Annotated in this window: 25 protein-coding genes; 14 read left to right on the top strand and 11 right to left on the bottom strand. The window is 59.9% G+C overall.

Features of this window, described 5'->3' with window-relative positions; all coding sequences use genetic code 11:
• Nucleotides 1-4 precede the first annotated feature (4 nt).
• Entirely contained in the window at nt 5-589 is a 585-nt protein-coding gene (locus KCG45_RS00330; protein WP_218315174.1) for a PNPOx family protein, read from the bottom strand.
• Between the two features lie 210 nt (nt 590-799).
• Here KCG45_RS00330 and KCG45_RS15565 point away from each other — a divergent pair, with 210 nt between their 5' ends.
• The 3 genes from KCG45_RS15565 to KCG45_RS00345 all read left to right on the top strand — a co-directional run bounded on the left by KCG45_RS15565 (nt 800) and on the right by KCG45_RS00345 (nt 2,699).
• Nucleotides 800-1,267, top strand: a complete 468-nt coding sequence (locus KCG45_RS15565; protein ID WP_218315175.1) for a hypothetical protein — start codon at nt 800-802, stop codon at nt 1,265-1,267.
• Nucleotides 1,231-1,908 (top strand): RcnB family protein, encoded by a 678-nt coding sequence (locus KCG45_RS15570; RefSeq protein WP_369410703.1) that lies wholly within the window; start codon nt 1,231-1,233, stop codon nt 1,906-1,908. Before KCG45_RS15565 ends, KCG45_RS15570 begins: the two co-directional genes overlap by 37 nt.
• Nucleotides 1,909-2,030: 122 nt before the next feature.
• Nucleotides 2,031-2,699, top strand: a complete 669-nt coding sequence (locus tag KCG45_RS00345; RefSeq protein ID WP_218315176.1) for a prolyl hydroxylase family protein — start codon at nt 2,031-2,033, stop codon at nt 2,697-2,699.
• A 26-nt stretch (nt 2,700-2,725) separates the two neighbouring features.
• Here KCG45_RS00345 and KCG45_RS00350 read toward each other — a convergent pair whose 3' ends face one another.
• Nucleotides 2,726-4,357 (bottom strand): lysine--tRNA ligase, encoded by a 1,632-nt coding sequence (locus tag KCG45_RS00350; protein WP_218315177.1) that lies wholly within the window; start codon nt 4,355-4,357, stop codon nt 2,726-2,728.
• 124 nt (nt 4,358-4,481) lie between these two features.
• Nucleotides 4,482-5,414, bottom strand: a complete 933-nt coding sequence (locus KCG45_RS00355) for an MBL fold metallo-hydrolase (RefSeq protein ID WP_218315178.1) — start codon at nt 5,412-5,414, stop codon at nt 4,482-4,484.
• A gap of 106 nt (nt 5,415-5,520) precedes the next feature.
• On the opposite strand from KCG45_RS00355, the gene KCG45_RS00360 reads away from it, so the two are divergent.
• Both KCG45_RS00360 and KCG45_RS00365 read left to right on the top strand, forming a co-directional pair.
• Nucleotides 5,521-5,895, top strand: a complete 375-nt coding sequence (locus tag KCG45_RS00360; protein ID WP_218315179.1) for a hypothetical protein — start codon at nt 5,521-5,523, stop codon at nt 5,893-5,895.
• A gap of 29 nt (nt 5,896-5,924) precedes the next feature.
• Nucleotides 5,925-7,016 carry a transporter gene (locus KCG45_RS00365; protein ID WP_218315180.1) on the top strand — a complete coding sequence of 364 codons (1,092 nt, stop codon included), beginning with the start codon at nt 5,925-5,927 and terminating at the stop codon, nt 7,014-7,016.
• An 84-nt stretch (nt 7,017-7,100) separates the two neighbouring features.
• Here the strand turns inward: KCG45_RS00365 and KCG45_RS00370 are convergent, their stop codons facing one another.
• A complete protein-coding gene (locus tag KCG45_RS00370; RefSeq protein ID WP_218315181.1) occupies nt 7,101-7,529 on the bottom strand; it encodes a nuclear transport factor 2 family protein in 429 nt (142 codons plus the stop codon).
• Between the two features lie 178 nt (nt 7,530-7,707).
• On the opposite strand from KCG45_RS00370, the gene KCG45_RS00375 reads away from it, so the two are divergent.
• The 4 genes from KCG45_RS00375 (at nt 7,708) to KCG45_RS00390 (ending at nt 13,134) form a co-directional block, all read left to right on the top strand.
• Entirely contained in the window at nt 7,708-10,389 is a 2,682-nt protein-coding gene (locus KCG45_RS00375; RefSeq protein ID WP_255547874.1) for an ATP-dependent DNA helicase, read from the top strand.
• Nucleotides 10,386-11,453 carry an AraC family transcriptional regulator gene (locus tag KCG45_RS00380; RefSeq protein ID WP_218315183.1) on the top strand — a complete coding sequence of 356 codons (1,068 nt, stop codon included), beginning with the start codon at nt 10,386-10,388 and terminating at the stop codon, nt 11,451-11,453. The genes KCG45_RS00375 and KCG45_RS00380 overlap by 4 nt, the downstream gene beginning before the upstream one ends.
• Before the next feature lie 127 nt (nt 11,454-11,580).
• Complete coding sequence (locus tag KCG45_RS00385; protein WP_218315184.1) at nt 11,581-12,405, top strand: sterol desaturase family protein; 825 nt, start codon at nt 11,581-11,583, stop codon at nt 12,403-12,405.
• A 186-nt stretch (nt 12,406-12,591) separates the two neighbouring features.
• A complete protein-coding gene (locus tag KCG45_RS00390) occupies nt 12,592-13,134 on the top strand; it encodes a SixA phosphatase family protein (RefSeq protein ID WP_218315185.1) in 543 nt (180 codons plus the stop codon).
• Here the strand turns inward: KCG45_RS00390 and soxR are convergent.
• The gene (soxR, locus tag KCG45_RS00395) at nt 13,131-13,586 is read right to left on the bottom strand and encodes a redox-sensitive transcriptional activator SoxR (protein WP_218315186.1); all 456 of its coding nucleotides are present in this window, start codon (nt 13,584-13,586) and stop codon (nt 13,131-13,133) included. The two genes, KCG45_RS00390 and soxR, sit on opposite strands and share 4 nt — an antisense overlap.
• A gap of 101 nt (nt 13,587-13,687) precedes the next feature.
• Here soxR and KCG45_RS00400 point away from each other — a divergent pair, with 101 nt between their 5' ends.
• Complete coding sequence (locus KCG45_RS00400) at nt 13,688-14,080, top strand: VOC family protein (RefSeq protein ID WP_218315187.1); 393 nt, start codon at nt 13,688-13,690, stop codon at nt 14,078-14,080.
• Nucleotides 14,081-14,245: 165 nt separating this feature from the next.
• Here KCG45_RS00400 and ubiA read toward each other — a convergent pair whose 3' ends face one another.
• Together ubiA and KCG45_RS00410 are read right to left on the bottom strand one after the other, a co-directional pair.
• Complete coding sequence (ubiA, locus tag KCG45_RS00405) at nt 14,246-15,148, bottom strand: 4-hydroxybenzoate octaprenyltransferase (RefSeq protein ID WP_218315188.1); 903 nt, start codon at nt 15,146-15,148, stop codon at nt 14,246-14,248.
• The gene (locus tag KCG45_RS00410) at nt 15,145-15,531 is read right to left on the bottom strand and encodes a hypothetical protein (protein ID WP_218315189.1); all 387 of its coding nucleotides are present in this window, start codon (nt 15,529-15,531) and stop codon (nt 15,145-15,147) included. Before KCG45_RS00410 ends, ubiA begins: the two co-directional genes overlap by 4 nt.
• 39 nt (nt 15,532-15,570) lie before the next feature.
• Between KCG45_RS00410 and KCG45_RS00415 the strand changes: the two genes are divergently transcribed.
• The 3 genes from KCG45_RS00415 to KCG45_RS00425 all read left to right on the top strand — a co-directional run bounded on the left by KCG45_RS00415 (nt 15,571) and on the right by KCG45_RS00425 (nt 18,114).
• The gene (locus KCG45_RS00415; protein ID WP_218315190.1) at nt 15,571-16,341 is read left to right on the top strand and encodes a 16S rRNA (uracil(1498)-N(3))-methyltransferase; all 771 of its coding nucleotides are present in this window, start codon (nt 15,571-15,573) and stop codon (nt 16,339-16,341) included.
• A gap of 86 nt (nt 16,342-16,427) precedes the next feature.
• Nucleotides 16,428-17,798, top strand: a complete 1,371-nt coding sequence (locus KCG45_RS00420) for a glutamate--cysteine ligase (protein ID WP_218315191.1) — start codon at nt 16,428-16,430, stop codon at nt 17,796-17,798.
• 13 nt (nt 17,799-17,811) lie between these two features.
• A complete protein-coding gene (locus tag KCG45_RS00425) occupies nt 17,812-18,114 on the top strand; it encodes a putative quinol monooxygenase (RefSeq protein ID WP_218315192.1) in 303 nt (100 codons plus the stop codon).
• A 67-nt stretch (nt 18,115-18,181) separates the two neighbouring features.
• Here KCG45_RS00425 and KCG45_RS00430 read toward each other — a convergent pair whose 3' ends face one another.
• The 4 genes from KCG45_RS00430 to KCG45_RS00445 all read right to left on the bottom strand — a co-directional run bounded on the left by KCG45_RS00430 (nt 18,182) and on the right by KCG45_RS00445 (nt 22,538).
• Nucleotides 18,182-19,525 (bottom strand): PQQ-binding-like beta-propeller repeat protein, encoded by a 1,344-nt coding sequence (locus KCG45_RS00430; RefSeq protein WP_218315193.1) that lies wholly within the window; start codon nt 19,523-19,525, stop codon nt 18,182-18,184.
• A gap of 50 nt (nt 19,526-19,575) precedes the next feature.
• Nucleotides 19,576-20,373, bottom strand: coding sequence for a tetratricopeptide repeat protein (locus KCG45_RS00435; RefSeq protein ID WP_369410704.1), 798 nt, complete (start codon nt 20,371-20,373; stop codon nt 19,576-19,578).
• Nucleotides 20,374-20,517: 144 nt separating this feature from the next.
• A complete protein-coding gene (locus KCG45_RS00440; RefSeq protein ID WP_218315194.1) occupies nt 20,518-21,675 on the bottom strand; it encodes a glycosyltransferase family 4 protein in 1,158 nt (385 codons plus the stop codon).
• Nucleotides 21,672-22,538, bottom strand: coding sequence for an alpha/beta fold hydrolase (locus KCG45_RS00445; protein WP_218315195.1), 867 nt, complete (start codon nt 22,536-22,538; stop codon nt 21,672-21,674). The genes KCG45_RS00440 and KCG45_RS00445 overlap by 4 nt, the downstream gene beginning before the upstream one ends.
• Before the next feature lie 76 nt (nt 22,539-22,614).
• On the opposite strand from KCG45_RS00445, the gene KCG45_RS00450 reads away from it, so the two are divergent.
• Nucleotides 22,615-24,021 (top strand): protein adenylyltransferase SelO, encoded by a 1,407-nt coding sequence (locus KCG45_RS00450; protein WP_218315196.1) that lies wholly within the window; start codon nt 22,615-22,617, stop codon nt 24,019-24,021.
• Nucleotides 24,022-24,104: the final 83 nt, after the last annotated feature.

Consider the following 24,104-nt stretch of genomic DNA (forward strand, 5'->3'; position numbering starts at 1 on the left):
GCGATCAGGGTGAGACCCAGCGCCCCTCCCATCTATCCCCATCGCTGCGTACCAATTTCGCCCGGACATGCCCGGTATGCGCGAGGTAGAACCAGTCGATCTCGTTCAGCTCTACCATCAAAACCGCGAAATTCTCACGCGCCGGGATCAGTTCCTCATCAGCCGGTTCGACACCTTCGAATTCCGGCGGCAGACCCGAAATCGGCTCGTCGGAGACGGTGCCAGGCCCCTCTCCCAGGTAGCAGCGCCGTGCGAAATTATCCCCGCGGTCCCACGCGCGGTCCGCGATCAGCCCGCTGCGCAGAATACGTCCCTCGCCTCGCACCCTGATCTGAATCTTGGCCGGCTTGTCGTAGAACAGGACCGCCATGCGTGGATCGGCCTCAATTGCAGCGACTTTCGGAGCGCGGGTATCGGTGTGAAAACGCAATGTCCACGCAGCGGCATCGAAATCGCGGAGTACCATCGTCCGCGCGTCCACGTCACTCGTTACGACCGCTGGCGTGTGCATTGGCGATTTCCGATCCTTCGCGGCTGAAGCCAGCCGGTCGATCACGTTGCGGGTCACATCTTCGAAAGTATGCAGCATGGCGGCCCTGCAATTGGCACTTTGACACAGTGCGTCAAGTTGTTAAGAAAACTCACCTTCAACATGAACGTAAGCCTGAATGACCGGTTAAGGATCAGGACAGAGACTCGCCTTTAGACCGCAACATATCGAAAAGAATTACCAATGCCGTTTGTGGTGGGGCGGCGACACAGGAGGCACTCTTGAATATCAATTTGTTATTGAAGGGTAGTGCGCTGTCGGCTCTCGCTTTCGCGTTGGCTCTCGTCGCACCACCCGAGGAAGCGCACGCCGCCACCGGCGCAATCGAGTCCGAAACCGCCGCAGAAACTGCACAGCCTGAAGGCCGACGAGACCGCCGGGCAGAACGACGTGGAGAACGCCGCGAAGCTCGCCAGAATCGCGGCCAGCGCCGTGAAGGACGTCAGGATCGCCGCGCTGCAGATCGCAACCCCGCTCGCGTCGATCGCGGTGATCGATGGCAAGGCCGGGGTGACCGTGCCCGCTCGGAAAGACGCGCCGAAAGTGTCGATCGCCGCAGCGAGCGCCGGGCCGACCGCGTCGACCGTCGCAGCGAACGTCGTGCTGACCGGGTCGAACGCCGCGGAGACCGCCGTGCGGACAGACTCGATCGGCAGGGCCGTGATCGCGCAGCAAATCGCGTGGATCGCCGCAGCGAACGCCGGGCAGAGCGCATAGAACGCCGCGGTGACCGCAACGCCAATCGCATCGAGCGCCGTGGTGACCGCCGGGCTGACCGCGTCGACCGGAGAGGCGATCGGCGCGGGATTCGGGATCGTGGCTTCTCGGACAGGGTAGAGCGCCGCGTCGACCGCGCGCGCGATCGGGGTTTCCGCGAAGGAAGGCGGGCAGAACGCCGCGCTGACCGGCGCAGGGATTTCCGCCGAGATGGACGTGATTTTCGCCGCGACCGGCGCGATTTCAGGCGTGACCGACGCGACTTCCGCCGGAACGACCGCAGAGCTTACAATCGAGGGTTCCGCCATGGATATCGTGATGGTAATTTCCGGCGCTGGGATCGCGGATGGCGTAGCCACCGCCGGTACAACTGGCGCGGTTGGCGCGGATCGAACCGCAACGCGTTTCGCCTTGGCCGGTATTACGCCCCGTTCCGTGCGCACCGTTACAACAGGTTTCGCGTAGGTTTCTTCCTCGACAACCTGTTTTTCCAGCCACGCTATTATATCCACGATCCGTGGGCATATCGCCTCCCGGAGGTCTACGGTCCGTATCGCTGGGTCCGGTATTACGACGACGTCGCGCTCGTCGATATTTACACCGGTGAAGTGGTCGACGTGATCTACGACTTCTTCTGGTAAGACCCTCGCGATTTTCATCGCCTTTACGATGAGGCACATGCCCCCGCCGGAGCAATTCGGCGGGGGTTTCTTTTGTAGCACGCCTTGTTTGCAGCCTTTGCGTCAATTGCTAATCAACGCGCATGGCGAAAACGGATGTGATTCCCGATCAGGCCGCGCTGAAGCGGTTAGGAAAGACCGTTCGCGAACGGCTCGAAGCCGATCCGGGTGCGTACAAGGTCGACACCGATAAAGCTGACATGTTCGCAATCGGCGATTTTCTCAGCGCCGCGGAATGCGAGCGCTTGTGCGTGATGATCGATCTGGTCGCGCGGCCATCGTCCTTGCATGAACTCGGCTATGAGAGCGGCTTTCGCACCTCGTATTCAGGCGATCTGGATCCACTCGACAGCTTCGTTATGGCAATATCGCGGCGGATCGACGATCTGCTGGGCATGAATCCGGTCGTTGGCGAAGCAATTCAGGGTCAGCGCTACCTTCCCGGCCAGCAGTTCAAACCGCACAATGACTGGTTCTACACCTCGGAAAAATATTGGGAGCTCGAGCGCAAGCGCGGCGGCCAGCGCAGCTGGACCGCGATGGCCTATCTCAACGCGGTGGAAGAAGGCGGCGGCACCCACTTCACAGAGATCGGCATCAATATCGAGCCGAAGCCTGGAGTGCTGCTGGTATGGAACAATGCTCGGCCTGACGGCACACCCAACGAAGCCACCATGCATGCTGGTACGCCCGTGCTGAAAGGCAGCAAGTACGTCATTACAAAGTGGTACCGGACCCGCACCTGGAAATAGGGCAGCGGGTGCCATGACTTCGGCACTCAGGCCTTGGCAAGCGCCTCCGCAATGAGTTTGCGGCTTGGTTCGACCCCGTAAAGCGTGATGAAGCTGCCCATGCGCGGCCCCTGATCACTACCGAGCAGTGTTTCGTACAGCGCCCGGAACCAGTCACGCAAGGTTTCGAATCCATATTCTTCGCGCTTGCCGATTTCGTAGACGATGGTTTGCAATTCTTCCGCCGAAATGCCCGGCTCGACCCGCGCCAATTCTGAATCCAGCGCCTTTAGCGCATCGATCTCTGGTCCCACAGGCGCACGCTTTTTCAACGTAGGCGCGATGAACACACGGTTGTAATTTATCGCTTTTTCAACAAGTAGGTCCAGCTCGGGATGCGCGGCAGGATCGGCGTTTTCGATATAATTGTCGAGATACGACCAGACCGCATCCTTGCTCGCTTCTGCGCCCAGCACCCCGACCAGGTTGAGCAGCAGGCTGAACGGCACCGGTAAACTGTCGCCCGCACCGGGCGCCTCTGGCCCTTCGTGATGCTCGTTCGCGCGCAACAGATGCCAAGCTGCATTGCCGAGCTGCTTTTCCAGGGGCTGCTCAGCAAGCCGCTCGCGGAACTGCCAGTAATCGTCGATCGCACGCGGAATGACGCCCGCATGCAGCTGCTTGGCACTTTTCGGGTTGGCGAAGATATAGAAGCCGAGACTGTCCTTGCTGCCATAATCCAGCCATTCATCTATCGAGAGGCCGTTTCCTTTCGACTTCGAGATCTTCTCGCCTTTGGCATCGAGGAACAGTTCGTAGATCAGGCCTTCAGGCTTGTTCCCGCCGAGCACGCGGGCAATCTTCCCCGATTGCACCCCGCTGTCAGTTAAATCCTTGCCATACATCTCGTAATCGACACCCAGTGCGACCCAGCGCATCGCCCAGTCGACCTTCCATTGACACTTGGCCTTGCCGCCGAGCGCGCTTTGCTCGACCACATTGCCGTCTTCGTCGGTGAAACGGATTGTCCCCGCCTGCGCATCGATCACCTCGATCGGAACCTGCAGTACAGCGCCGGTCGTTGGGCTGATCGGCATCAAGGGCGAATATGTCTTGCGGCGCTCTTCGCCCAGGGTCGGAAGCATGATGTCGAGGATCGCATCGAAATTCGCCAGCACGCCGCGCAGCGCATCATCGAATGCGCCTGAATTGTATCGGTCCGATGAGCTCACGAATTCATAGTCGAACCCGAAACGGTCAAGAAACTCGCGGAGCATTGCATTGTTGTGTGCAGCAAAGCTGTCATGTGGCGAATTGAATGGATTTGGGATGCGTGAGAGGGGCTTGCCAAGGTGTCCTGCCAGCATTTCCTGTTGCGGCACATTATCGGGCACCTTGCGCAAGCCGTCCATGTCATCCGAGAACGCGACAAGCCGTGTCGCCGCGCCGCCGGAGAGCGCCTCATACGCGCGGCGAACCAGCGTCGTGCGCAACACCTCCTGGAATGTGCCGATATGGGGGAGACCCGATGGTCCGTAGCCCGTTTCGAACAGCACAGGCTCAGGCGACCCATCGTTGGCCGTCTTGCCGTTCCGCAGGCGTTTGGCGAGGCGCTGTGCTTCCTGGAAAGGCCATGCCTTGGACGAACGGGCGGCTTCGATAAGTGTGCTTTCTGTCATGACACCGCGCATATGCGGATGCGGAGCCATGTTGCAAGCGCGAAGACTGACGGGTGCCACGCATGTACCATGCCATATCGAACACGGCAGGGCAGGAGGCTTCATGCGAGGCGCCTCTCACAAATCAAAGCTGAAGCGTCTCCCCATCCGCTGGAATGTAAAACCGACCGCGGGTATCAGCATCGAGGTTCGCAATCGCTTCACGCAGATCCTCGCGCGTCGAAAAACAATGGTCGAGCGATTCCATGTGGACGGCGACCAACTTAACGTCCGCATTGAAGGCTTTTGCCATCTCCATGGTGCGGACGGCTTGCGCCGCATCCATCAGCATGATCTCAGGGGAAAGCGCCTCGACAATCGGACCGCCGGTATGCGCGATCACAATGTCAGGGCGGAACCGCTCAAGTATAGCTCCCACCTCATCCTCATCGAGGATGGAGTCGCCTGCCCAGTAGATTGTCGGGCTACCTTCTGCTTCCAGCACAATACCGTTCACATTGCCGAGCACTACGCCAAGCTGGCCGCGACCGTGGAGACCCCAGACTTGATGGAGGGTAACCGCTCCGAATTGCGTCGGACCGGCGTCCGACATGGTCGAGACATTTGTGAAGCCCCGATTTTCCAGATCATCTTTGAACGCAAGGCGAGGATCGTCGGGCCCGCGATTAGGCGTATAACTGTTGTCCGGAGTGACCATCGGAATGTCCTTGGGCAACATCGCGGTCGCCGCCGGGTCGAAATGATCGGAGTGCATATGGCTGACGATCACGCCGTCGATGCCGGCGATAATCTCCTCTGCCGGTTTGGGCAGATCCACAGTCGGATTCGGCGCGATGCCTGCGAAGGATTGAAGCGCACCTTTGGACGAAAGCATCGGATCGAGCAGCAAAGTCATGCCTGCATAGCTCAAGCGGGCGGTAGCATTACGGATGAATTCATAGGTGACGGTGGTCCGAGCCGACCTGGCTGGTGCCGCAGCGCCACCGCAACCGGAAAGCAAAGCCACTGTGCCCAGACTGCAAGTGCCAACGAAGTGTCGCCGGGAAAGATCGATCATGGTCTTCACATCCTTGTGTGCCGACCCCCGATCGTTGCGTCGCACATGGGCGATGCTGGAACAACCCCTTGTAACCTATACTGCCTGCGCTAAAGCTAAGGTAACAATGTATCTTGCTTCCCGTCCTTTCCTGCTGGCAATGATGCTGCTGGCCATCGGCCTGCGCAGCGTCTTCGGCGCGCCGTGCTGCATGGATGGGGCGCTGGCTGCGAATGCTCCAACCGTCTCCGCGTCGGCGCATCACTCGGTATTGTCATCTGACAGTGATGAGCATGATGGCGAGCACCATAGTGAGCATGGCGAAAGCCCGTCCGCCAATCCCTGTTGTTCGGCCTGCGGGCCGACATTGCCGCCCGATGCCGCAACTGCATCCGCACCGTCTCAGGACCGCGATTTCGCGGAACCTGCGCCTGTCCGCGCGCTGAAGACCCGGCCACCCTTCCCTGCATATGATGCAACCGGACCTCCTCTCCTGACCTGAATACCACTTCAGACTTCAGGAGAAATTTTATGAACGCGTTTTTCAAGGCGGGCAGTATGCTCGCACTTACCGGTGCACTGTGCACTGCCGGCCCCGTCCTGGCCGACGAAGACCATGACGATGCCAAATCGAGCGGCGTCAACGCTCTCGACCATGCGCCGATTGGCGTCATGGGCGACCACCGCCATTCCAAGGGCGAGTGGATGATTAGCTACCGGTTCATGCACATGGACATGGCGGGCATTCAGATCGGTACGGACAGCGTCACCCCCGAACAGGTCGCCACGACGGTGCCCAACCGTTTCTTCGGCGCGCCCGGTCAGCCACCTACCCTGCGTATCGTACCGACTTCGATGCGGATGGACATGCACATGGCGGGCGCGATGTACGGCCTTTCCGACCAAGTGACTTTGATGGTGATGGGCAATTACATCACGAAAGAGATGGACCACATCACTTTCGCCGGCGGCATGGGGACCGACATCCTCGGTACCTTCCGCACTCGCACGGCCAATTTGGGCGATACGAAGGTCGCCGCGCTCATCGGCCTGACCGATACAATCCATCTTAATGCAGGCATCTCGATTCCAACCGGCACTATCACGGAAGAGGATGACATCCTCACACCGATGGGTGGTCGGCCGACTGTACGCACGCCTTACCCGATGCAGATCGGCTCAGGTACATGGGATTTGGAACCGGGCGTCACCTATATCGACCGCAATGACGCGTTCGGCTGGGGCGCGCAGATCCGAGGCTCAGTAAGGCTCGGCGACAATGACGAAGGCTATTCGTTCGGCGACCGCGCAATGGCAACCATCTGGGGGCAGGCTTCGCTCTCACCCGCAGTGGCCCTCTCTGGACGCGTTCAGGCGGAGACGCTTGGACGGATCGATGGGATAGACGCTCTAATCAGAGGGCCGGTGCAGACTGCAAACCCCGATTTCCAAGGCGGCGAGACAGTCACCGCCTTCGCAGGGGTCAATTTCGCAGCGACCGGCAGCGTGTTCAAAGGCTGGAGGCTCGGTATTGAGGGCGGATTGCCCATCGTGCAGGACCTGAACGGCCCGCAAATGCCGCTGGATTACAGCTTCACGGTCGGCGTGCAAAAGAGTTTCTAGGGAGAATTCAGGCATAGGGCGACGCGGCGCAGTTTGACTCTCGGCTGCGTCGCCCGAATTTTATTTGAAATCCTGTCCTAGGGCTCAAAAATTTGCTTCGAGATGACTGATCTTGCCGTTTACCACAGTGTACTCGGAATACGAGCAACACATCTTGGTTCCATCGGCGAATACGAAGGCGATCACGAGGTAAACTCTGTCGTCGACCATGCCGCTTTCGACCACATCGATTGACGGTGCTGCGGGACCAAAATTGGCAGCATAACTCGCGCGGATCTGTTTGTGGCCGGTTACGACAATCCCGTTAGAGACCACTGTTGCATCCTTGGCGAAAATGGCGACGAACCGATCGATATCGCCTGATCGGTATGCTTCGACGTGTCGCTGAACCGTCTGCTCTGCGAAGTTTCGTTTATCTGATCCGGACGCGTTGGTCGGAATAAAAGCGCTCGCCAGCGCACATGCGATCATCACCGACTTGCGCATCACCGCACCTCCTTCGGAAAACCCCATAAACAATCGCCTGCAATCGTTTACTTTTCGTTCCCGCTCCCGCATTTCTCCCAAGGTGAGCCCGCCCACCTCCTTTCGTGAACCGATCCCCCTGCCTGCGCTTCATGCCAGCCACGGTGGCAACTGGTTGCGTCCGCCGAACGGTGCAACCGGTGCCGTGTCGAAGGGCGATGCGATTATGGCAGCCTCCGACACACCGGTCCTGATCCTAAATGCGCCGCTCGTCGCCAACCGGCTTGGCTATCCCGACCTGTCAGGGCTCGATTTGCTGGAGTTGTTCGCATTCGTTCATCCGGCGCGGTTCTGCGTGCCAACGCCGCGCGGACTGGCGCAGGCGCTCGAAATAGAACAGCCTGCCGCCGACGAGGATGTCCCGGCTTTCCTGCAAACTGCCGCGGGCGCATTGATTGGCGCGTGCGAAGACCCCGAATGGTTTGAGCGCGAAGGCGCGTGGAGCGCGCTGCAATCGCTGGAGCGGCTGCGCTGGCCATGGGCCCAGGTGATCAAACCCCATATCGCCCGGCCGGAAAAGGCTGAAAAATGGCTGTTTGCGACTCTGCCGGAATGGGAGGAAAGACCCGAGCGCGGCTCACCCCGGCAGGTTGAACTGCCCGAAGAGGACGTGCTGCAGCAGCTTGATCATCTTACTGGAGAGAAAGCGGAGAGGCGGGAAGGTCAGCGAACATACGCCGCAGATACTGCGCGGATCTTCGCCCCTCGCAACAAGCAAGAAGTGCCGCACTTCGCCTTGGCCCAGGCCGGGACTGGCATCGGAAAGACCCTTGGATATCTCGCTCCAGCATCCCTATGGGCGGCGGCATCGGGTGGCACCGTGTGGGTTTCGACCTTTACAAAGAACCTCCAGCGCCAGCTACGCAGCGAAAGTCGCCGGGCCTGGCCGGTAAAGCGCCCCGATGGCACACCTCCGGTTGTGGTTCGCAAAGGACGAGAGAACTACCTGTGCCTGCTCAATCTCGAAGATGCATTGCAGGGAGGATTTGCTGGTCGCCCCGCCATTCTAGCGCATCTCGTCGCGCGTTGGGCTGCATTCACACGTGACGGAGACATGATTGGCGGCGATCTCCCCGGGTGGCTTGGGACGCTGTTTCGCAAACGCGGCATTGTCGCGCTCACAGATCAACGCGGAGAGTGCATTTATGCCGGCTGCCCGCATTACCGAAAATGCTTCATTGAACGTTCGGGTCGTGACAGCGCGCAAGCGGATCTCGTCATAGCGAACCATGCACTGGTGATGGTCAATGCCGCACGGGGGCGCGACCATGCGCAGCGACCCACGCGCCTGATATTCGATGAGGGACACCATGTTTTCGAAGCGGCAGATTCGACCTTCGCCGCCACGTTGTCGGGACAAGAGGCGATCGAGCTGCGGCGCTGGATCACCGGTCCTGAGCGAAAGAACAGGGGGCGGCGCCGAGGCCTCGCGGCAAGACTCGCCGATGTCGCGAGTTATGACGATGCTGGCGGAGAAGCGATCGAGGATGCATGCGAGGCAGGCGCGGCGCTGCCGAGCGAAGGGTGGCTGCAACGGCTTAGCGAAGGCGATCCGCTAGGCCCGATAGAAGCACTGCTGTTTGCTGTGCGCGCGGCAACATACGCGCGCGATGAGAGCGGTGGACAGGAGGCCGGATACGGCATCGAAACCGAAGCGTCCGGCTTGCCCGGTGGTGTGATCGAGGCCGCCGGTAGTGCAGCGGAGGCCCTTTCGGCAATTCGTACCCCTCTTGTCCGGCTTGCAGGCAGGCTCGAGGCGATCATCGCCGATCCGCCCGACTGGCTCGATGGACAAGGCCGAGCCCGGATCGAAGGCGCGAGGTTCTCGCTTCAATGGCGGGTCGATCTGATCGCGGCGTGGGAAGCGCTGCTAGCGCGGCTTGGCGGGCCTGCCGATCCCGAATTCGTCGATTGGTTCGCAGTGGATCGAAGCGACGCACGAGAATTTGACGTGGCTATCCATCGCCGCTGGCTCGACCCGATGAAACCTTTTTCCAAGGTGGTGCTCGAGCCCGCGCACGGTGTCATGCTGACCAGCGCCACTTTGACGGATCGGATCGGTGTCGATCTAACCGGTTCGGCAGCGGGCGATCCGTGGGAGGCTGCGCTGCATCGATCCGGTGCTGCGCATATCGAAAGCCAGCCGCTGCTCTCTGCCGCACAAAGCCCGTTCGATTATGCGAGCCGCGCCGAAGTTCTGATCGTGACTGATGTCAAGAAAGGCGACTTGCCTGGGCTTGCAGGTGCATATGCGCGACTGATCGAGGCGAGCGAAGGCGGGGTGCTGGGCCTGTTCACCGCGATCCGCCGAATGCGTGCAGTGCATGGCCGCATTGCTGACCGGCTCGCACGTGAAGGCCTGCCGATTTATGCCCAGCACGTCGATCCCATCGATACGGGGACGCTGGTCGATATTTTCCGGGATGATCCGCATGCCAGCCTTCTCGGCACCGATGCCCTGCGCGATGGAGTAGACGTTCCAGGCCGCAGCCTTCGCTGTGTGGTGCTGGAGGCGGTGCCATGGCCCCGGCCCGATATCCTGCACAAGGCGCGCCGCGCCGCATCGGAATCCGGCAGTCAATATGACGACCGTATCATTCGTGCCCGGCTCGCTCAGGCGTTCGGACGGCTGATTCGGAACAAAGACGATCATGGGCATTTCGTCGTGCTTTCCTCAGCCTTTCCCAGCCGCCTGCTCAGCGCGTTTCCCGACGGGACTGCGATTCACCGCGTGACTCTGGACGAGGCGCTCGGGCGCGTCCGCAGCGGGGAAATCGGTGAAAAGCCGAATGGCGACCACGAAACGGCTGGAAAGGCCAGTGCAGAGCCGCCAGATATGTTTCCATGATCGAGCAATGGGATTTCTACCTCCGGCTATTCGCGATCGGGGCCGCACTGATGCTCATCGCGCAGCTCGTTGCGGGCGAGGCGCGGACCGCCATCAAAGTGCCACTGGTCGGCGCTCTGGTGGGTGCCGCCGCATATCTCATCAATTCGAGCGAAATCGTGCTGGGCCGCGGACCGTTTGATCCCTTCATCGACCTGTTCGCCATCTCAACGCCGTTCTGGGTCTGGCTGTTCGCCCGCCGGCTGTTCGAACGCGACCCAGAGGCGCGCATTATCTTTACCGTGGCATCCTTGATGACCGTCGCTTGGTTCATCGCAAGCTTTGTGCCCATCACCGGAAGCGCAGGCTTTCTGATCCTCCATTTCGCCGCGCTCGGCTTGATGGCAGACCTGCTCCGCGTGGGGCTGCTAGAGCGCGAAGACGATCTGATGGAGGAACGCCGCGCCATACGTCTGTGGTTGCCGCTCTTCGCCGCCGCGCAAACGGTCGCGATAATGGTCTACGAGCTGTTCGAACTTTTTACGGGGCTGCGTCAGAACATCCCGATCATCGAGTTCATAGTCGGGCTGATCATGTTCTTGATCATTCTGTTCGCCGGGCTCGCGTTGCTACGCACCGTGGGCGAGTTGCTCGGCGAGATGCCAGAGGAGACCGAGGCCGAAAAGCCTTCGAAACTCGATCTCTCCCCTCAAGAGCAAGTGCTCCATGAAAAGCTCCAGGCCGCGATGGCCGAAGGTGTCTACCGCGAGCCGGGCCTGACCATCGCGGTTCTTGCCGAACGGCTCGACACGCCAGAACATCGCTTGCGCGCGCTCATCAATCAGCGACTCGGCCACCGCAATTTCTCTGCCTATCTGAACCGCCATCGCATCGGCGAGGCGCGCGAGAAATTGTCGAGTCGCGAAGATGTCGATCTTCCAGTGCTGACGATCGCGATGGATCTGGGCTATAATTCGCTGCCCACATTCAACCGCGCTTTTCGTAGTGAAACAGGCACCACACCCAGCGAATTCAGACGTTTGTCCTTTAACGGTGAAGGTCTCAAAGTGACCGAACAAAACTGAAAAACACCGTTCGATTTCGAAATCGATGCACATTTTGTGAGCTTGACGAGATCGGCTCGCCCAGCTCAGCTAGTCAGCGGTTGTCTCACAACCACGGGAGTGCCCCATGAAGGCATCTGACACACCAATGTCCCTTGAACGCCTATTCGAAACGGTCGGGCAGCATTTCCTGAACGTCATGTACTTCGATGGGGGCCGATACGTCATCGCAGCTGGCGTGCTTACGGTCTTCCTGCTCGTGTTTCGCACATGGGCGGCGAACCGGCGAATCCAGCGTGGCAAGAATGCCGGGATGAAGGATTACCGGCGCGAGATACTGTCCTCCGGAAGAACCGTGCTCGTGTTCGGCGTGACTACGATGGCGACTTTGATAGGCCGGGAAATCGGGGTCATAAATTTTGCGCTCGACGACGCGCCATTGCTTACAATCGCGTGGCAATTTGCGCTTATCGTGGTCGTGCACGATGCCTATTTCTACTGGATCCACCGGGCTATGCATTCCAAGCGGCTGTTCCGTGCGACCCATCTTCACCACCACAAATCGCGTACGCCGACGCCGTGGACTGCTTACAGTTTTTCAAGCTGGGAGGCGATGGTCGAGGCCGCGTACATGCCGATCTTCCTGCTTATCACAAGCCTGCTTGGTATCACCTATGCCGGCTTCGCCCTGTTCCTGTTCCTGTGGCATATGATCATCCGCAACGTGATGGCGCATGCAGGATCGGAATTGTTTCCCGCCGGCTGGGTCGACAATCCATTGACCGACTGGATCAGCACCACGACGCATCACGATCTGCACCACAGCGACCGGCATAATTACGGGTTCTACTTCACCTGGTGGGATCGCTGGATGGGCACAGAGCATCCGCGCTACAAGGAAGAATTCCGCAAGAACGCAAAGCCGGTCGTCATGTTCGGAGGCCAGCGCCAACCCACTGCTGAACGCGCATAGACATTCCAACAGTCCCCAACGGCCGACGCTCTCCTCGCGCCGGTCCGAGGCGGCAGCCCATGCTTTTCGCTTCGGCGAGAGTCATGCGGCTGCCGCATTTCCTTTACACACGGGCAACTTACGTGTTGAGGATCGCTGTGAGATGCGCCGACCCGGTCTGGCAAGCGCAATTGGGAGTTGGAGCGAGTGACCAAAATCCTCGGATTGTTGCGGCATGCCAAGTCCGACTGGGATGACGTGTCCCAGCGCGATTTCGATCGCGGCCTCAATGATCGCGGGCGTCGCGGTGCCAAACTGATCGGCGACCACATTCGTGCGCACGGTATCAAGTGGGACCACCTGTTGGCGAGCCCGGCAGCGCGCGTGGTCGCGACCCTCGAAACCGCCCTTCCCGCGACGACGCCAGAGTTCGACAAGCGCCTTTATCTCGCCAGTTCCGACACGATCCTCGAAACGGTACAGGATCATGCGCGGGCCGACGCCAGCGACCCGACAGCAATCCTGATCGCAGGACACAATCCGGGTTTGCAAGAGGTGCTCCTCGACCTGGTTTCGCCGTCCCGCGAGAACGATCTGTTTCAGGAAGCTTCGGTCAAATTTCCGACTGCCACTTTCGCCGTGCTCGAATGTCATATCGACAGCTGGGCGAAACTGAAGAACCACTGCGCAGAGCTGGTGCATTTCGCACGCCCGCGCGATCTCGATCCGGAACTTGGGCCCGAGGGCTAATCGGCGAGCAGCTGGCGCGGCCCTGGGCCCTTGGCTGCCAAATGGTCGTCAGCATTGTAGAGCGCGCATTTCTTCAGGCTTAGACACCCGCAACCTATACATCCGTCCAAGCGATCGCGGGTGCGCTCCAGCTCGGCGATCCGATCATCGAGTACTCTGCGGATTGCGGTGCTGATCGAGGACCAATCGCGCGCTGTCGGCGTGCGTCCATGCGGTAGCTTGGCAAATTCCGCTTCGATCTCGCCGAGTGTCAGACCGAGCTGCTGAGCGATGCGAATGAAACTGACCCGGCGAATATCAGACCGCAGGAAACGCCGCTGATTGCCTGACGATCGGATCGGTTCGACCAGCCTCTTATCCTCATAAAAGCGGATTGCCGACACCGAAAGCCCGGTGCGGCGTGCCATCTCTCCGATGGGTATGAGATCTGATTTGCTTAGGCGAGCAGCCATTAGTCTGGTCCTTGAAGAAATATCTTGATCTCAAGTTAGGTTGAGATTGCATCCTGCTCAAGTCCGGCGATTCGGATAACACGGAAACAGGAGGACAAGCCATGCCAAACGGAAAGATCGAGCACGCCAATCTATCGGTAACACAGCCTGACCGAAGCGCGGAGTTACTTAAGGGACTGCTTGGCTGGGAAGAACGTTGGCGCGGGCATTCCGCTCTTGGCGGCGATACCCTCCATATCGGCGAACCGGGCAACGGGGCGACCTATCTCGCGCTCTACACCAGCGAGCAGGTGAAAGGCGATTTCGCGAAGGGGCAGCCGCTTAACCACATCGGACTGATTGTCGATGACCTTGCTGAGGCAGAAAGGGTCGTCATCGACGCAGGCCTCAAGCCGTTTTCACATGGCGATTACGAGCCCGGCAGGCGATTCTATTTCCTCGACTGGGACGGAATTGAATTCGAGGTCGTAAGCTATGCGGGGGACGAGCAATGAACGAGCCGATGCTACGCAGCCCTATGTTTCCTAACCGCCCAAACACGTCATCAAATGGAGGCAAACGCGCCGTAGTGGCCGCCAAGGATCCAGATCGACGCGCCGCCACGAATATGTCCTTAGTGGCTTTCGCGCTGTCGCTAATCCTGAAAAAGGCGTGATGCGTCACGCATTTCCGACAACGAAGCACGCGGCAGCCATCAGCGCCCCGGCCCAACGATTCGATCGAAAGCGTTCTAGCGGATTTGTCGGATCAGCCGGATCGAGCGTCGCAACCTGCCACATCAGATGCAGTCCTACCGGTGCGAGCGCGAGGAGCGCCAACCAATCGGGCCGGTACAGCCAGATGCCAAGCCCCCAGAAGCTGATCGTCGCCGCGTAAAAAAGGCCTACGCCTGCGTGCACCCTGTCACCCATGCGCAGCGCGGAGGATCTTATGCCGACGAGCGCGTCATCCTCGCGGTCTTGCAACGCGTAGATCGTGTCGTATCCGACGACCCAGCAGATACATCCGGCGTATATGCTGGCGAGGACTTCCCAATTGTCGAAGCGTAGCTGCGTCCACCCGACCAGCAATCCCCAATTGAACACCATGCCAAGCCAGGCCTGCGGCCACCAGGTGATCCTCTTCATGAAGGGGTAGGCCGCGACCAGCGCAAGGCTGGCGAGCGCGACAATTTGCGCCTGCCAGCGCAATTGCAGCAGGACTGCCAGACCAATTAGACAGAGCGCGAGTAGCCATGCCCACGCCGCTTTCTTCGATACCCGCCCGCTCGCAACCGGCCGCGCGGCAGTGCGCGCGACTTTCCTGTCTAGATCAGCATCGACGATGTCATTGTAGACACACCCCGCCCCGCGCATCGCGATCGCCCCGAGCAGCAACCAGCCTAGCAGCGGCAATTGCCAGCCTGCGCCGGTAAGCCAGACGCCGAAAACACAGGGCCAAAAAAGTAGCCACCAGCCGATCGGACGATCGAAGCGCGCCAGCTGAGCGAGATCGCGGGGCAGTTGCGGCAAGCGCTCGACGAGTCCGCGGTGCTCACTGTCGGGAACGACCGAGTTGTTCACAGTACGGCTTCGTCACTCTTCGCTGCGCGCCAACCGATGATAGCGAGCGCCAGCATTGTCACATTCCCGGCAAAATCGAGCATCCCGATCGAACTGAGCACCGGCATTTCGTAATGGAAATACCAGTTGAACACGAAGAACGGCAACAGCAGCACCGCGAACACCGCAAAACCGGCCGATGTCCAGCGTACAACCAGCGCCATGATCCCGAACAGCACCGCCTGCGAGCCAAAGGCCGCCATGACGAAACGTGTAACGAAGGTATTTTCCCGGTATCCTTCGGTGAAGGCGAGATCGATGACGCTTCCGGGTGCAAGCAGCGCCCATCCCCCAAGGATGAGAAAAACTGCTGCGATCCCGTATTGTGCTATTCGTGCGGTCATGGCTTGCTCCCTAGCCTCCTCACCGCCTAGTGAAAAGTCATGCCCGCCACTCCGCGCCCAAGGACACCAGAATGGCCGCCGCGCAGCGCGCCGCGACTGTTTGTCGAAGATGAGCTCGGCGAAGGGTGCATTCTTGCGCTAGACGGCGCTCGCGCGCACTACCTCGCTAAAGTCATGCGCGTTTGCGCAGGAGACTCGGTTGTCCTTTGCGACAACCGAACTGGTGAATGGGCAGCCCGCATCGACGGGGTGGAGAAACGGCGCGTCATCGTGCGGGTAGTCGAGCGGCTGCGTGTACGTGAGGAGGTTCCCGACCTGTGGCTTTGCCCCGCACTGCTCAAGAAAGACCGTTTCGACACTGTGCTCGAGAAAGCTACCGAATTAGGCGCCGCACGCATTCAGCCGGTCGTGACCAGGCGCTGCGTCGCGGACAAGCTAAATATGGACCGCGCACGCACGATCACGACCGAAGCAGCCGAGCAATGCGCCCGCACGGCCCTGCCCGAAGTCGCTCAACCGGCAAAGCTCGAGGCGCTGCTTCGCGAATGGCCGGCGGACCGCGCCCTGTTCTTCGCCGACGAGCTGGGCGGCGCGCCCTCCGCGCACACTTTTGCTGCGCATGACGGCCCGGTAGCGCTTATCATCGGACCCGAAGGCGGCTTCGACGATGCCGAGCGAGAGGCGATCCGCGCGCACCCGTCAGCCCGCGCTATCTCACTTGGTCCGCGTATCTTGCGCGGCGAAACCGCTGCGATTGCGGCGCTTTCGATATGGATGGCGACCGCGGGCGATTGGCGGGAAGCAGAATAACTTTGTTGCGAGCAACGCAATTTGCGCTTTCCACGCCTGAATCGGTTTCCTAAGGCAACCCGAAACAGAGGAAGGTGCCCAGCCGAATGAGCACACGCGAAGCATCAGACGCCAACGAGCCAATCATCCAAAGCCGGGAGGACCTGATCGCGCCCATGATCGGGGGCGAAAAGCCAGAAGCCGACTGGCGCATCGGGACTGAACACGAAAAGTTCGTCTATCACCAATCCGACAAGCATGCCCCATCGTATGACGAGGAGGGCGGCATTCGTGATATCCTGCTGAGCTTGCAGGAGTTCGGCTGGGAGCCAATCGAGGAAAATGGCAAGGTCATCGCAATGAGCGGGGCTGACGGTACCGTCAGTCTTGAACCTGCAGGCCAGTTGGAGTTGTCGGGCGCACCGCTTGCAAACTTGCATGAAACGTGCGCGGAAACCGGCCGGCACCTGAACCAGGTCAAACAGATCGGCGAACGCTGCGGTGTGGGTTTTATCGGACTCGGCATGTGGCCCGATAAGACCCGCGAGGAACTCCCGATCATGCCAAAGGGGCGATACGAGATCATGATGCGGCACATGCCGAAGGTCGGGGCTCTCGGCCTCGACATGATGCTGAGAACCTGCACAATACAAGTCAATCTCGATTATTCGTCCGAAGCCGACATGGTGAAGAAGTTTCGTGTCGGCTTGGCCCTGCAACCGCTAGCGACCGCGTTGTTTGCCAATTCTCCCTTCACCGAATGCAAACCGAACGGATATCTTTCCTATCGCAGCCATATCTGGTCGGACACCGATCCGCACCGCACGGGCATGCTGCCTTTCGTGTTCGAGGACGGCTTCGGATACGAGCGCTGGACCGACTACATGCTCGACGTGCCGATGTATTTCGTATTCCGAGACGGCAAGTATATCGACGCCGCAGGCCTCAGCTTCCGTGACTTTATGGAAGGCAAGTTGTCAGTGCTTCCCGGCGAGCGGCCGACCGCGAGCGATTGGTGGGACCACCTCTCGACTGCCTTCCCTGAGGTTCGCTTAAAAAGCTTCCTCGAGATGCGCGGTGCAGATGGAGGTCCGTGGAGCCGGATCTGTGCGCTACCGGCGTTCTGGGTCGGCCTGCTCTATGATCAGAGCGCGCTCGATGCTGCTTGGAATCTGGTCAGGGATTGGTCGATGGAGGAACGTGAGCGACTACGGAACGAAGTGCCGCGCTTTGGCCTTGCCACAAAGCTTCCCGGCGGAGGAACGATGCAGGACCTTGGTCGCGACGTTTTGAAGATCGCGCATCAGGGACTAGCGGCACGTGGGCGCCTCAATGCGAGCGGCGACAACGAGACCGGTTATCTGGAGACGCTGGACGAAATCGTCAGCACCGGGAAAGTCCCGGCGCAGCGCCTTCTCGACGCCTATCACGGCGAATGGAACGGCGACGTGTCGCGGGTCTACAAATACGCGTTCTGACAGGAGAGACGTCATGCTGATCGTACTGGCCGAGGCCAAACTGGGCGAAGGTGCGCTGGAGGCTGGGCGAGCGGCATTCACCAGCATGGTCGAGGCCTCACGCAAGGAGGACGGCTGCATCAGCTATGCCTATGCGCAGGACGTCATCGACCCCTCCACATTGCACATTACCGAAAAATGGGTCGATGAGGCGGCGCTGGTCTCACACTTTCAGGAACCGCATATGGCGGCTTTTCAAAAGGCGCTGGCATCACTCGATGTAAAGGTCACGGAAGCGCTGAAATTCCAGGCAGATGACGGAGCGCCGCTGCTTTAGCCTGCTCATACAAAGCAAACGCAGTTATTTCGCGTGTGTCTTCAGTGATCGTTCGGTCAGCAGCCAATCACCGATAAGCGTGAATGGTCCCGCTATCGTCCAGCACATAGAGATGCTCTCCTGCGATGATCGGCGGTAGGCTGACCGAGTTGTCGATATCGTCGAACAGCTGGGACGAGCCCTCCCCAGCGCTCACACGCCAGATTTCACCGCGCGAACTCGCGACCCACAACTGGCCGCCAGCAAGCGCCGGACCGGTCCAGAATATCTGGCCTTCGCGGTCCTTTTCATCGCGGTACTGCTGTAGCTGAGTGATCCAGCGTACACGGCCCGTCGAACGCGCAATGGCCAGCAGACGCGCATCATCGGTTAAGGTGAAAATCCACTCGCCAGCAATTGCGGGCGTGGAAATCCCGGCAAGGTTCAGTTCCCAGATGCGCTGCCCGGTTACGAGTTCGTAAGCCGCCATCCGGCCGCCCTGCCCAAGCGCGTATACGCGGCCGGAATCGATAATCGGATCCGCATCGATATCGGTGATCGAGCTGACCTGCGTGGAAATGTTGGTGCGCGCCAGAGCGTCTGCCCACAGTACGCGGCCATTCTCGTAACGATAAGCATTGAGTTCGCCGCTTGAATAGCCTGCAATTACCGTACCCTGGCCGGCAGCCGGAGCAGCTACGCCAAACACGCCCGATTGCGTGGTGGAGCCGGATTCATCCCAAACCAGCGAACCATCCGAGGCCTGGAGCGAAATAATCTGGTTGTCCTGCGTCATGACGAAGATTTGCCCGAAGGCGATCGTCGGCGAACCGCGCAGCGGCCCGGCAGGCTTCACCTTCCAGATTTGCTCGCCCGTGCCGGCTTTCAGCGCCTTTACCTCACCAGCGCCGTTAGTGGCGTAGAGCCGCCCGCTATCGTAGCTGACACCGCCGCCGAATGCGGACGGGCGCATGTCATCCTCCATCACCGCGTCGGAGCTCCACACTTTTGCTCCTGTTTCCTTATTGAACGCGTGAATCGTGCCGTCCGAACCGACTGCGAACAGCTTGTCACTGCCAACCACCGGCGTTGCCGCGAGGCGTTCCCGGTTACTGGCGCCAGCAATTTTTGCAGTCCAGGCGCGGGACGGACTCTCCGCGAGCGCCAGATGGCCGTAGGATTTGCTGGCCGAACCGCCGACTTGCGCCCACTCAGCATTTACCTGCGCTGGCGGAAGCACCACGCTGATGCCTGCAAGCGCGGGATCAACTTCGGCCCCGCTCTCGATGCGCGAAAGGATCGGCATACGGTCACCGACAGTCGGCGTTTCTTTTTTTCCGCCGCCGAACAGACCGCCGGAACAGCCTGTCAGCGTTGCCGCCAATGCACCTGCAACAAGTGCAGTTCTGGCTCGATACAGTGTAATCATCATTCGTCCGTCCAAATATCTATGGGCAGTGCTTAACCCCTGGGAGAAAGCGTTTATTGCGAGAGGGGCACCAGCCCCTGCTCTGCATCAACACCTTCATCTTCGAGCAATTGCTCGACATCGTCGATTGCATCGACGCCTAGTAATCCCGCCATCTGCCGCGCGCGGGTGCGTAATGTTTCAGGCTGTTCTTCATCCTTTGCGATGGCTGCGAAGAGTGCCCCCGCCTCGGCCCTGTTGCCCGCTTCGAGGTGAGCAATTGCCGTCAATTCAGCCGCGCTTCCGAAAAAGGCATTGTCCGGCTCGGTCAGTCCTTCGAGCTTGGCGATCACTTCGGCAGGATCACGGTCATCGAAATTCGAGGCGACTTCGCGAATGCGGGCGAGATCGCGCAAGACCGCGGGTGCAGACGCGTCAGCGGCAATCGCCGCATACAGGTCGACTGCTTCGGCGGTGTTGCCTTGTTCGAGCGCGGCCCCAGCTTGAAGGAAGCGCGCTGCAGTGCGCGGGCCTGCCTGACCTGAATCGACCAGTGAAGCCGCGGTCTCGCCAGCTTGTTCGAAATCCCCAGCCTGCGCGTAATCGAGCGCAGTTACAAGCGTTTCGGACTGCGCTTCGAGTTGCCCCTCTTGATATCGATCCCACGCAAGATATCCGCCGAAAGCCGCCAGACCCAAGACCAGAGCTGAGCCCAGCGCTACACCGTATTTCTTGAAGAATTGCTGCGCGTCATCCTGCCGGACGGCGTCATCGATTTCACGCATCAGGATTTCGTCCTCTGCGCTCGTCTCGCTGCCAGCGGGGATGGTGTCTTTTGCGGGGTTCCTGGAACCTTTTGGGCCTAGCGCCACGGGGCTCTTTTCCTCATGCCATTTGCGTGTTTGGCGGACCTTTAGGCGGGCACGCGCCCTTCCGCAATGCCGCACCGCGACACTGGTCCGGTCTCTCCCCGCCTCAAATGCGGTTGCCAACTTGAACCGCCCATTAAGCGAGCATCATCTGCCGTTCTCTCGCGGCCCCTTCCAGGCGCCACCCAAAGCACTCGCATAAAGGTCACCGTACCGCTTTGCCATGCGAGACACGTCGAACAGTTTTCGCGCTTTCTCGCGGTTTTCCGCACCGACCTGCTTCGCAAGATCGGGATCGCGAACGAATTCTGCCAGCATCGCGCCAAGTGCCTCGGAGCCGCTTGGTACAGAGATGAATTCGCGGTTCTTTTCGGCCAGCATCGTTTTGATATCGCCAACATCGGGCGCGACTATGGGAAGGCCCGCAGCCATCGCCTCGATCATGACAAGCGGAAATTGTTCGTATTTCGAGGACATCGCGAAGATGTCCAGGAGGCCCATTATTTCGGTAGGATCACTGACAGCGCCGGGAATGTGGACACGGTGGCTAATCTCATGCTCGACTGCTGCGCTTTGTATGGCATCCTTTTCAGGACCGTCGCCGAAAATGACGAGGTGATAATCGTCAGGAAGGTCCGCGACCGCTGCGACCAATAAAGGCAATTGCTTGACCGCACGCAGGTCGCCGAGCGTGCCGATCCATTTCTCGCCCTTGCGTTTGACGAGGCGAAGGCCACCGGTGTCAGGCCTGCGAGCGAAGCTCTTCGTGTCGATGCCATTGGGTATGCGGATCACGCGTTGACGCGGTTGTTTCCATACATCGATCGCGATCTTCTCTAGCGATTGGCTTGGTACGACCAGCGAATGCGCCCGGCCCAAGGCGATCCGGCGGTACCAATTGCGAGAGAAAGTCAGCTCCTGCGCCTCCTCTGCATTGAAACCACCCTCGTGGTGGATCAGCGGTGGCAAGCCAAGCTGCTGCGCAAACACGGTGTGCGCCATCGCGACGTTCATCGCGCCCCAATTGTAGGTCAGGATCAGGTCGTACGGCTTCAGCGCCTGCGCGATGCCGATCAATCGGCCCGGTGTGGGACGTCCAGAAAGCGAGGGAAAGTCGTGAGGATAGCCGACTTGGGTTGCTCGCCGGTCGATGAGTGTACGCGCATCCATCCGATCCGGCTCGGCAGATACGATCTGATGCGTGAGGCCTTTCCCGAAAGTGTTTATCAGCCGAGCGCTGCGCGCTCCTCCCCCTTCTGCAGCGAAAGTCGAGTGGCAGTGCAGTATTCGCGGCGTGGCGGTCATTCCGCGCTGGCCAACAGCTCGTTGATCGCCGCGCGTGCGATGGGTTCATCCAGTGTCGGTGCATGGCCCACTCGCGGCACGATGACGGTGCTCATCTTGGGATTGCGGGCCTGCATCTGTTTCACGGTTTCCGGCGTGAGAAGGTCGGACAGCTCGCCGCGTATCAATACCATCGGGACATCCCGCAAAGCTTCGAATGCAAGCCACAGATTGGCAGGAGCGGCATTGCCTGGTTTGGCAAAGGGTTCCGCAATGGCCATGTCGTAATCGTAGCTGATCCTTCCATTCTGGCACACGCTGAGCGTTCGTTTCGCCATCTCGAGCCATTGATCGAGGTCGAAATCCGGGAAGGCCGCGCCGTGCACTTCGTTTAGCGAGCGCGCAGCGTGTATCCAGGTGGGGTAGCTCCCCCCCTGCCCCACATAGCCGGCAATTCGTTCAATGCCCGATGTGTCGATCTCCGGCCCGATGTCGTTCATCACCACCGCGGCGATGCGGCCCGGCTTCGCATGCGCTAGCATCATGGTCATCAATCCGCCCATGGACGTTCCGATCGCGATGAAGCGGTCGATGCCTTCCTCGCCCAAAAGCCTTTCCACATCGGCAACATATTGAAGTGGATTGTAGGTATCGGAATCCGGCGCATAATCGCTCATCCCGCGCCCGCGCATTTCGGGCACGATAACGCGGCGTGTTTCGCTAATTTGTTCGGCAAGATCGGCAAAATCGCGAGCATTGCGTGTCAGACCGTGCATGCAAACAGCAGGCAGTCGATCCGACCCGGCTGGCCCCGGATAATATCGATAATGCAGGTTGAGCCCGTCCTCGCTCGCCCAGGACCGGTCTTCGTAGCTCGATGCCATAGGCGGCGGATTTCCCTTACAGATTTTGCCGACAGGTGCGGTTGCGCCCGCCATCGCTTGCGCCCACTATTGCGCCATGCGAGCAGAACCGCAACCATCGAGGTACATCGCCGATCCCGCGATTTTGGAGCTGGCCGGCTGGCTTGGCTCTCCGGTCGAGGCAGCGGATTTCCCGCAAACAATCCTGCGATTTCGCAACGATCGCTGGGCGAAGTCCGTGGGGCTCGACCACCTTTGCGACGACGAATGGGCAGAACACTTCGGTCGCTTCGAACCGCTGCCCGATAACCTTCCGCAGCCGCTGGCGCTAAAATATCACGGGCATCAGTTCCGCGTGTACAATCCTGATATTGGCGATGGTCGCGGGTTCCTTTTTGCCCAAATGCGCGGCGCGGATGGTCGGTTGCTGGATCTTGGCACGAAGGGATCGGGACAGACGCCCTACAGCCGTGCCGGTGACGGACGGCTGACATTGAAGGGCGCGGTGCGTGAAATACTCGCCACCGAAATGCTCGAAGCGCTCGGGGTCAACACTTCGAAGACCTTTGCCGTCGTCGAAACCGGCGAACAGCTGATGCGCGGCGATGAACCTTCCCCTACCCGGTCTGCCGTGATGACACGGCTGAACCACTCGCATATCCGCATCGGCACGTTCCAGCGGCTGCTTGCGCTAGAAGAACGCGAGCGGATGGAGGCGCTGGTCAATTACTGCCTACACCACTTCCCCGGCCCATTGCCTCCCGAAGGCGCGCCGGGGCGCGATGAGCCTGCGGTGATCCTGATGCACCAGGTGGTCGAGCGACTCGCCGATCTTGCCGCCAGCTACATGGTCGCAGGGTTCGTTCACGGCGTGCTCAACACCGACAATATGAATGTGACCGGAGAAAGCTTCGATTACGGTCCCTGGCGTTGGCTGCCGACATGGGATCCAAGCTTCACCGCCGCCTATTTCGACCATGGAGGCCTCTACGCGTTTGGACGACAGCCGGAAGCCCTGCACTGGAATTGCGGGCAATTGGCAGTCTCGCTGCGGCTGCTGGCCGACACCGAACCGCTGGTCGCAGCGATGAACCGCTACGGAGAACTGTACATGACGGCAATTGCGCGGCGGTGGTGCTGGCGGATCGGAGTGCAGCCGCGAGGAACACAGGTCGATACGGCGCTGGTCTCAGCTTGCGAGAAACACATGCGCGAAACCGGCGAGGGTCCAGACGCTTTCTTTTTTAGATACCGAGCGAAGCGCGAAAGCGCGGATGGCGAACTTGCAGAAGCCTTGGCGCCGTATGAATCAGTCGATGCGGCGCACGAATATTGGTCGGACACCGCACCGCAATCCATGCTGATTGATGAGGTAGAGGCGATATGGGCGGCAATCGACGAGCGCGATGACTGGGCTCCGCTCCATGACAAGGTGGCGCAGCTAAGGCGGATGGGCCAAGCGCTCGGCCCCGCGCCCAATCCGCAAGGACATTGCTTGCCCTGATGAAATGCGGATGCTTACCCGGCTAACCTTTCCGTCACCCTTTAGTAGCAATTTGCTATGCCGCTCTTTCTTTTCAATCCGTC

The sequence above is a fragment of the Erythrobacter ani genome, assembly GCF_019204025.1.
Lineage (GTDB): Bacteria > Pseudomonadota > Alphaproteobacteria > Sphingomonadales > Sphingomonadaceae > Erythrobacter > Erythrobacter ani.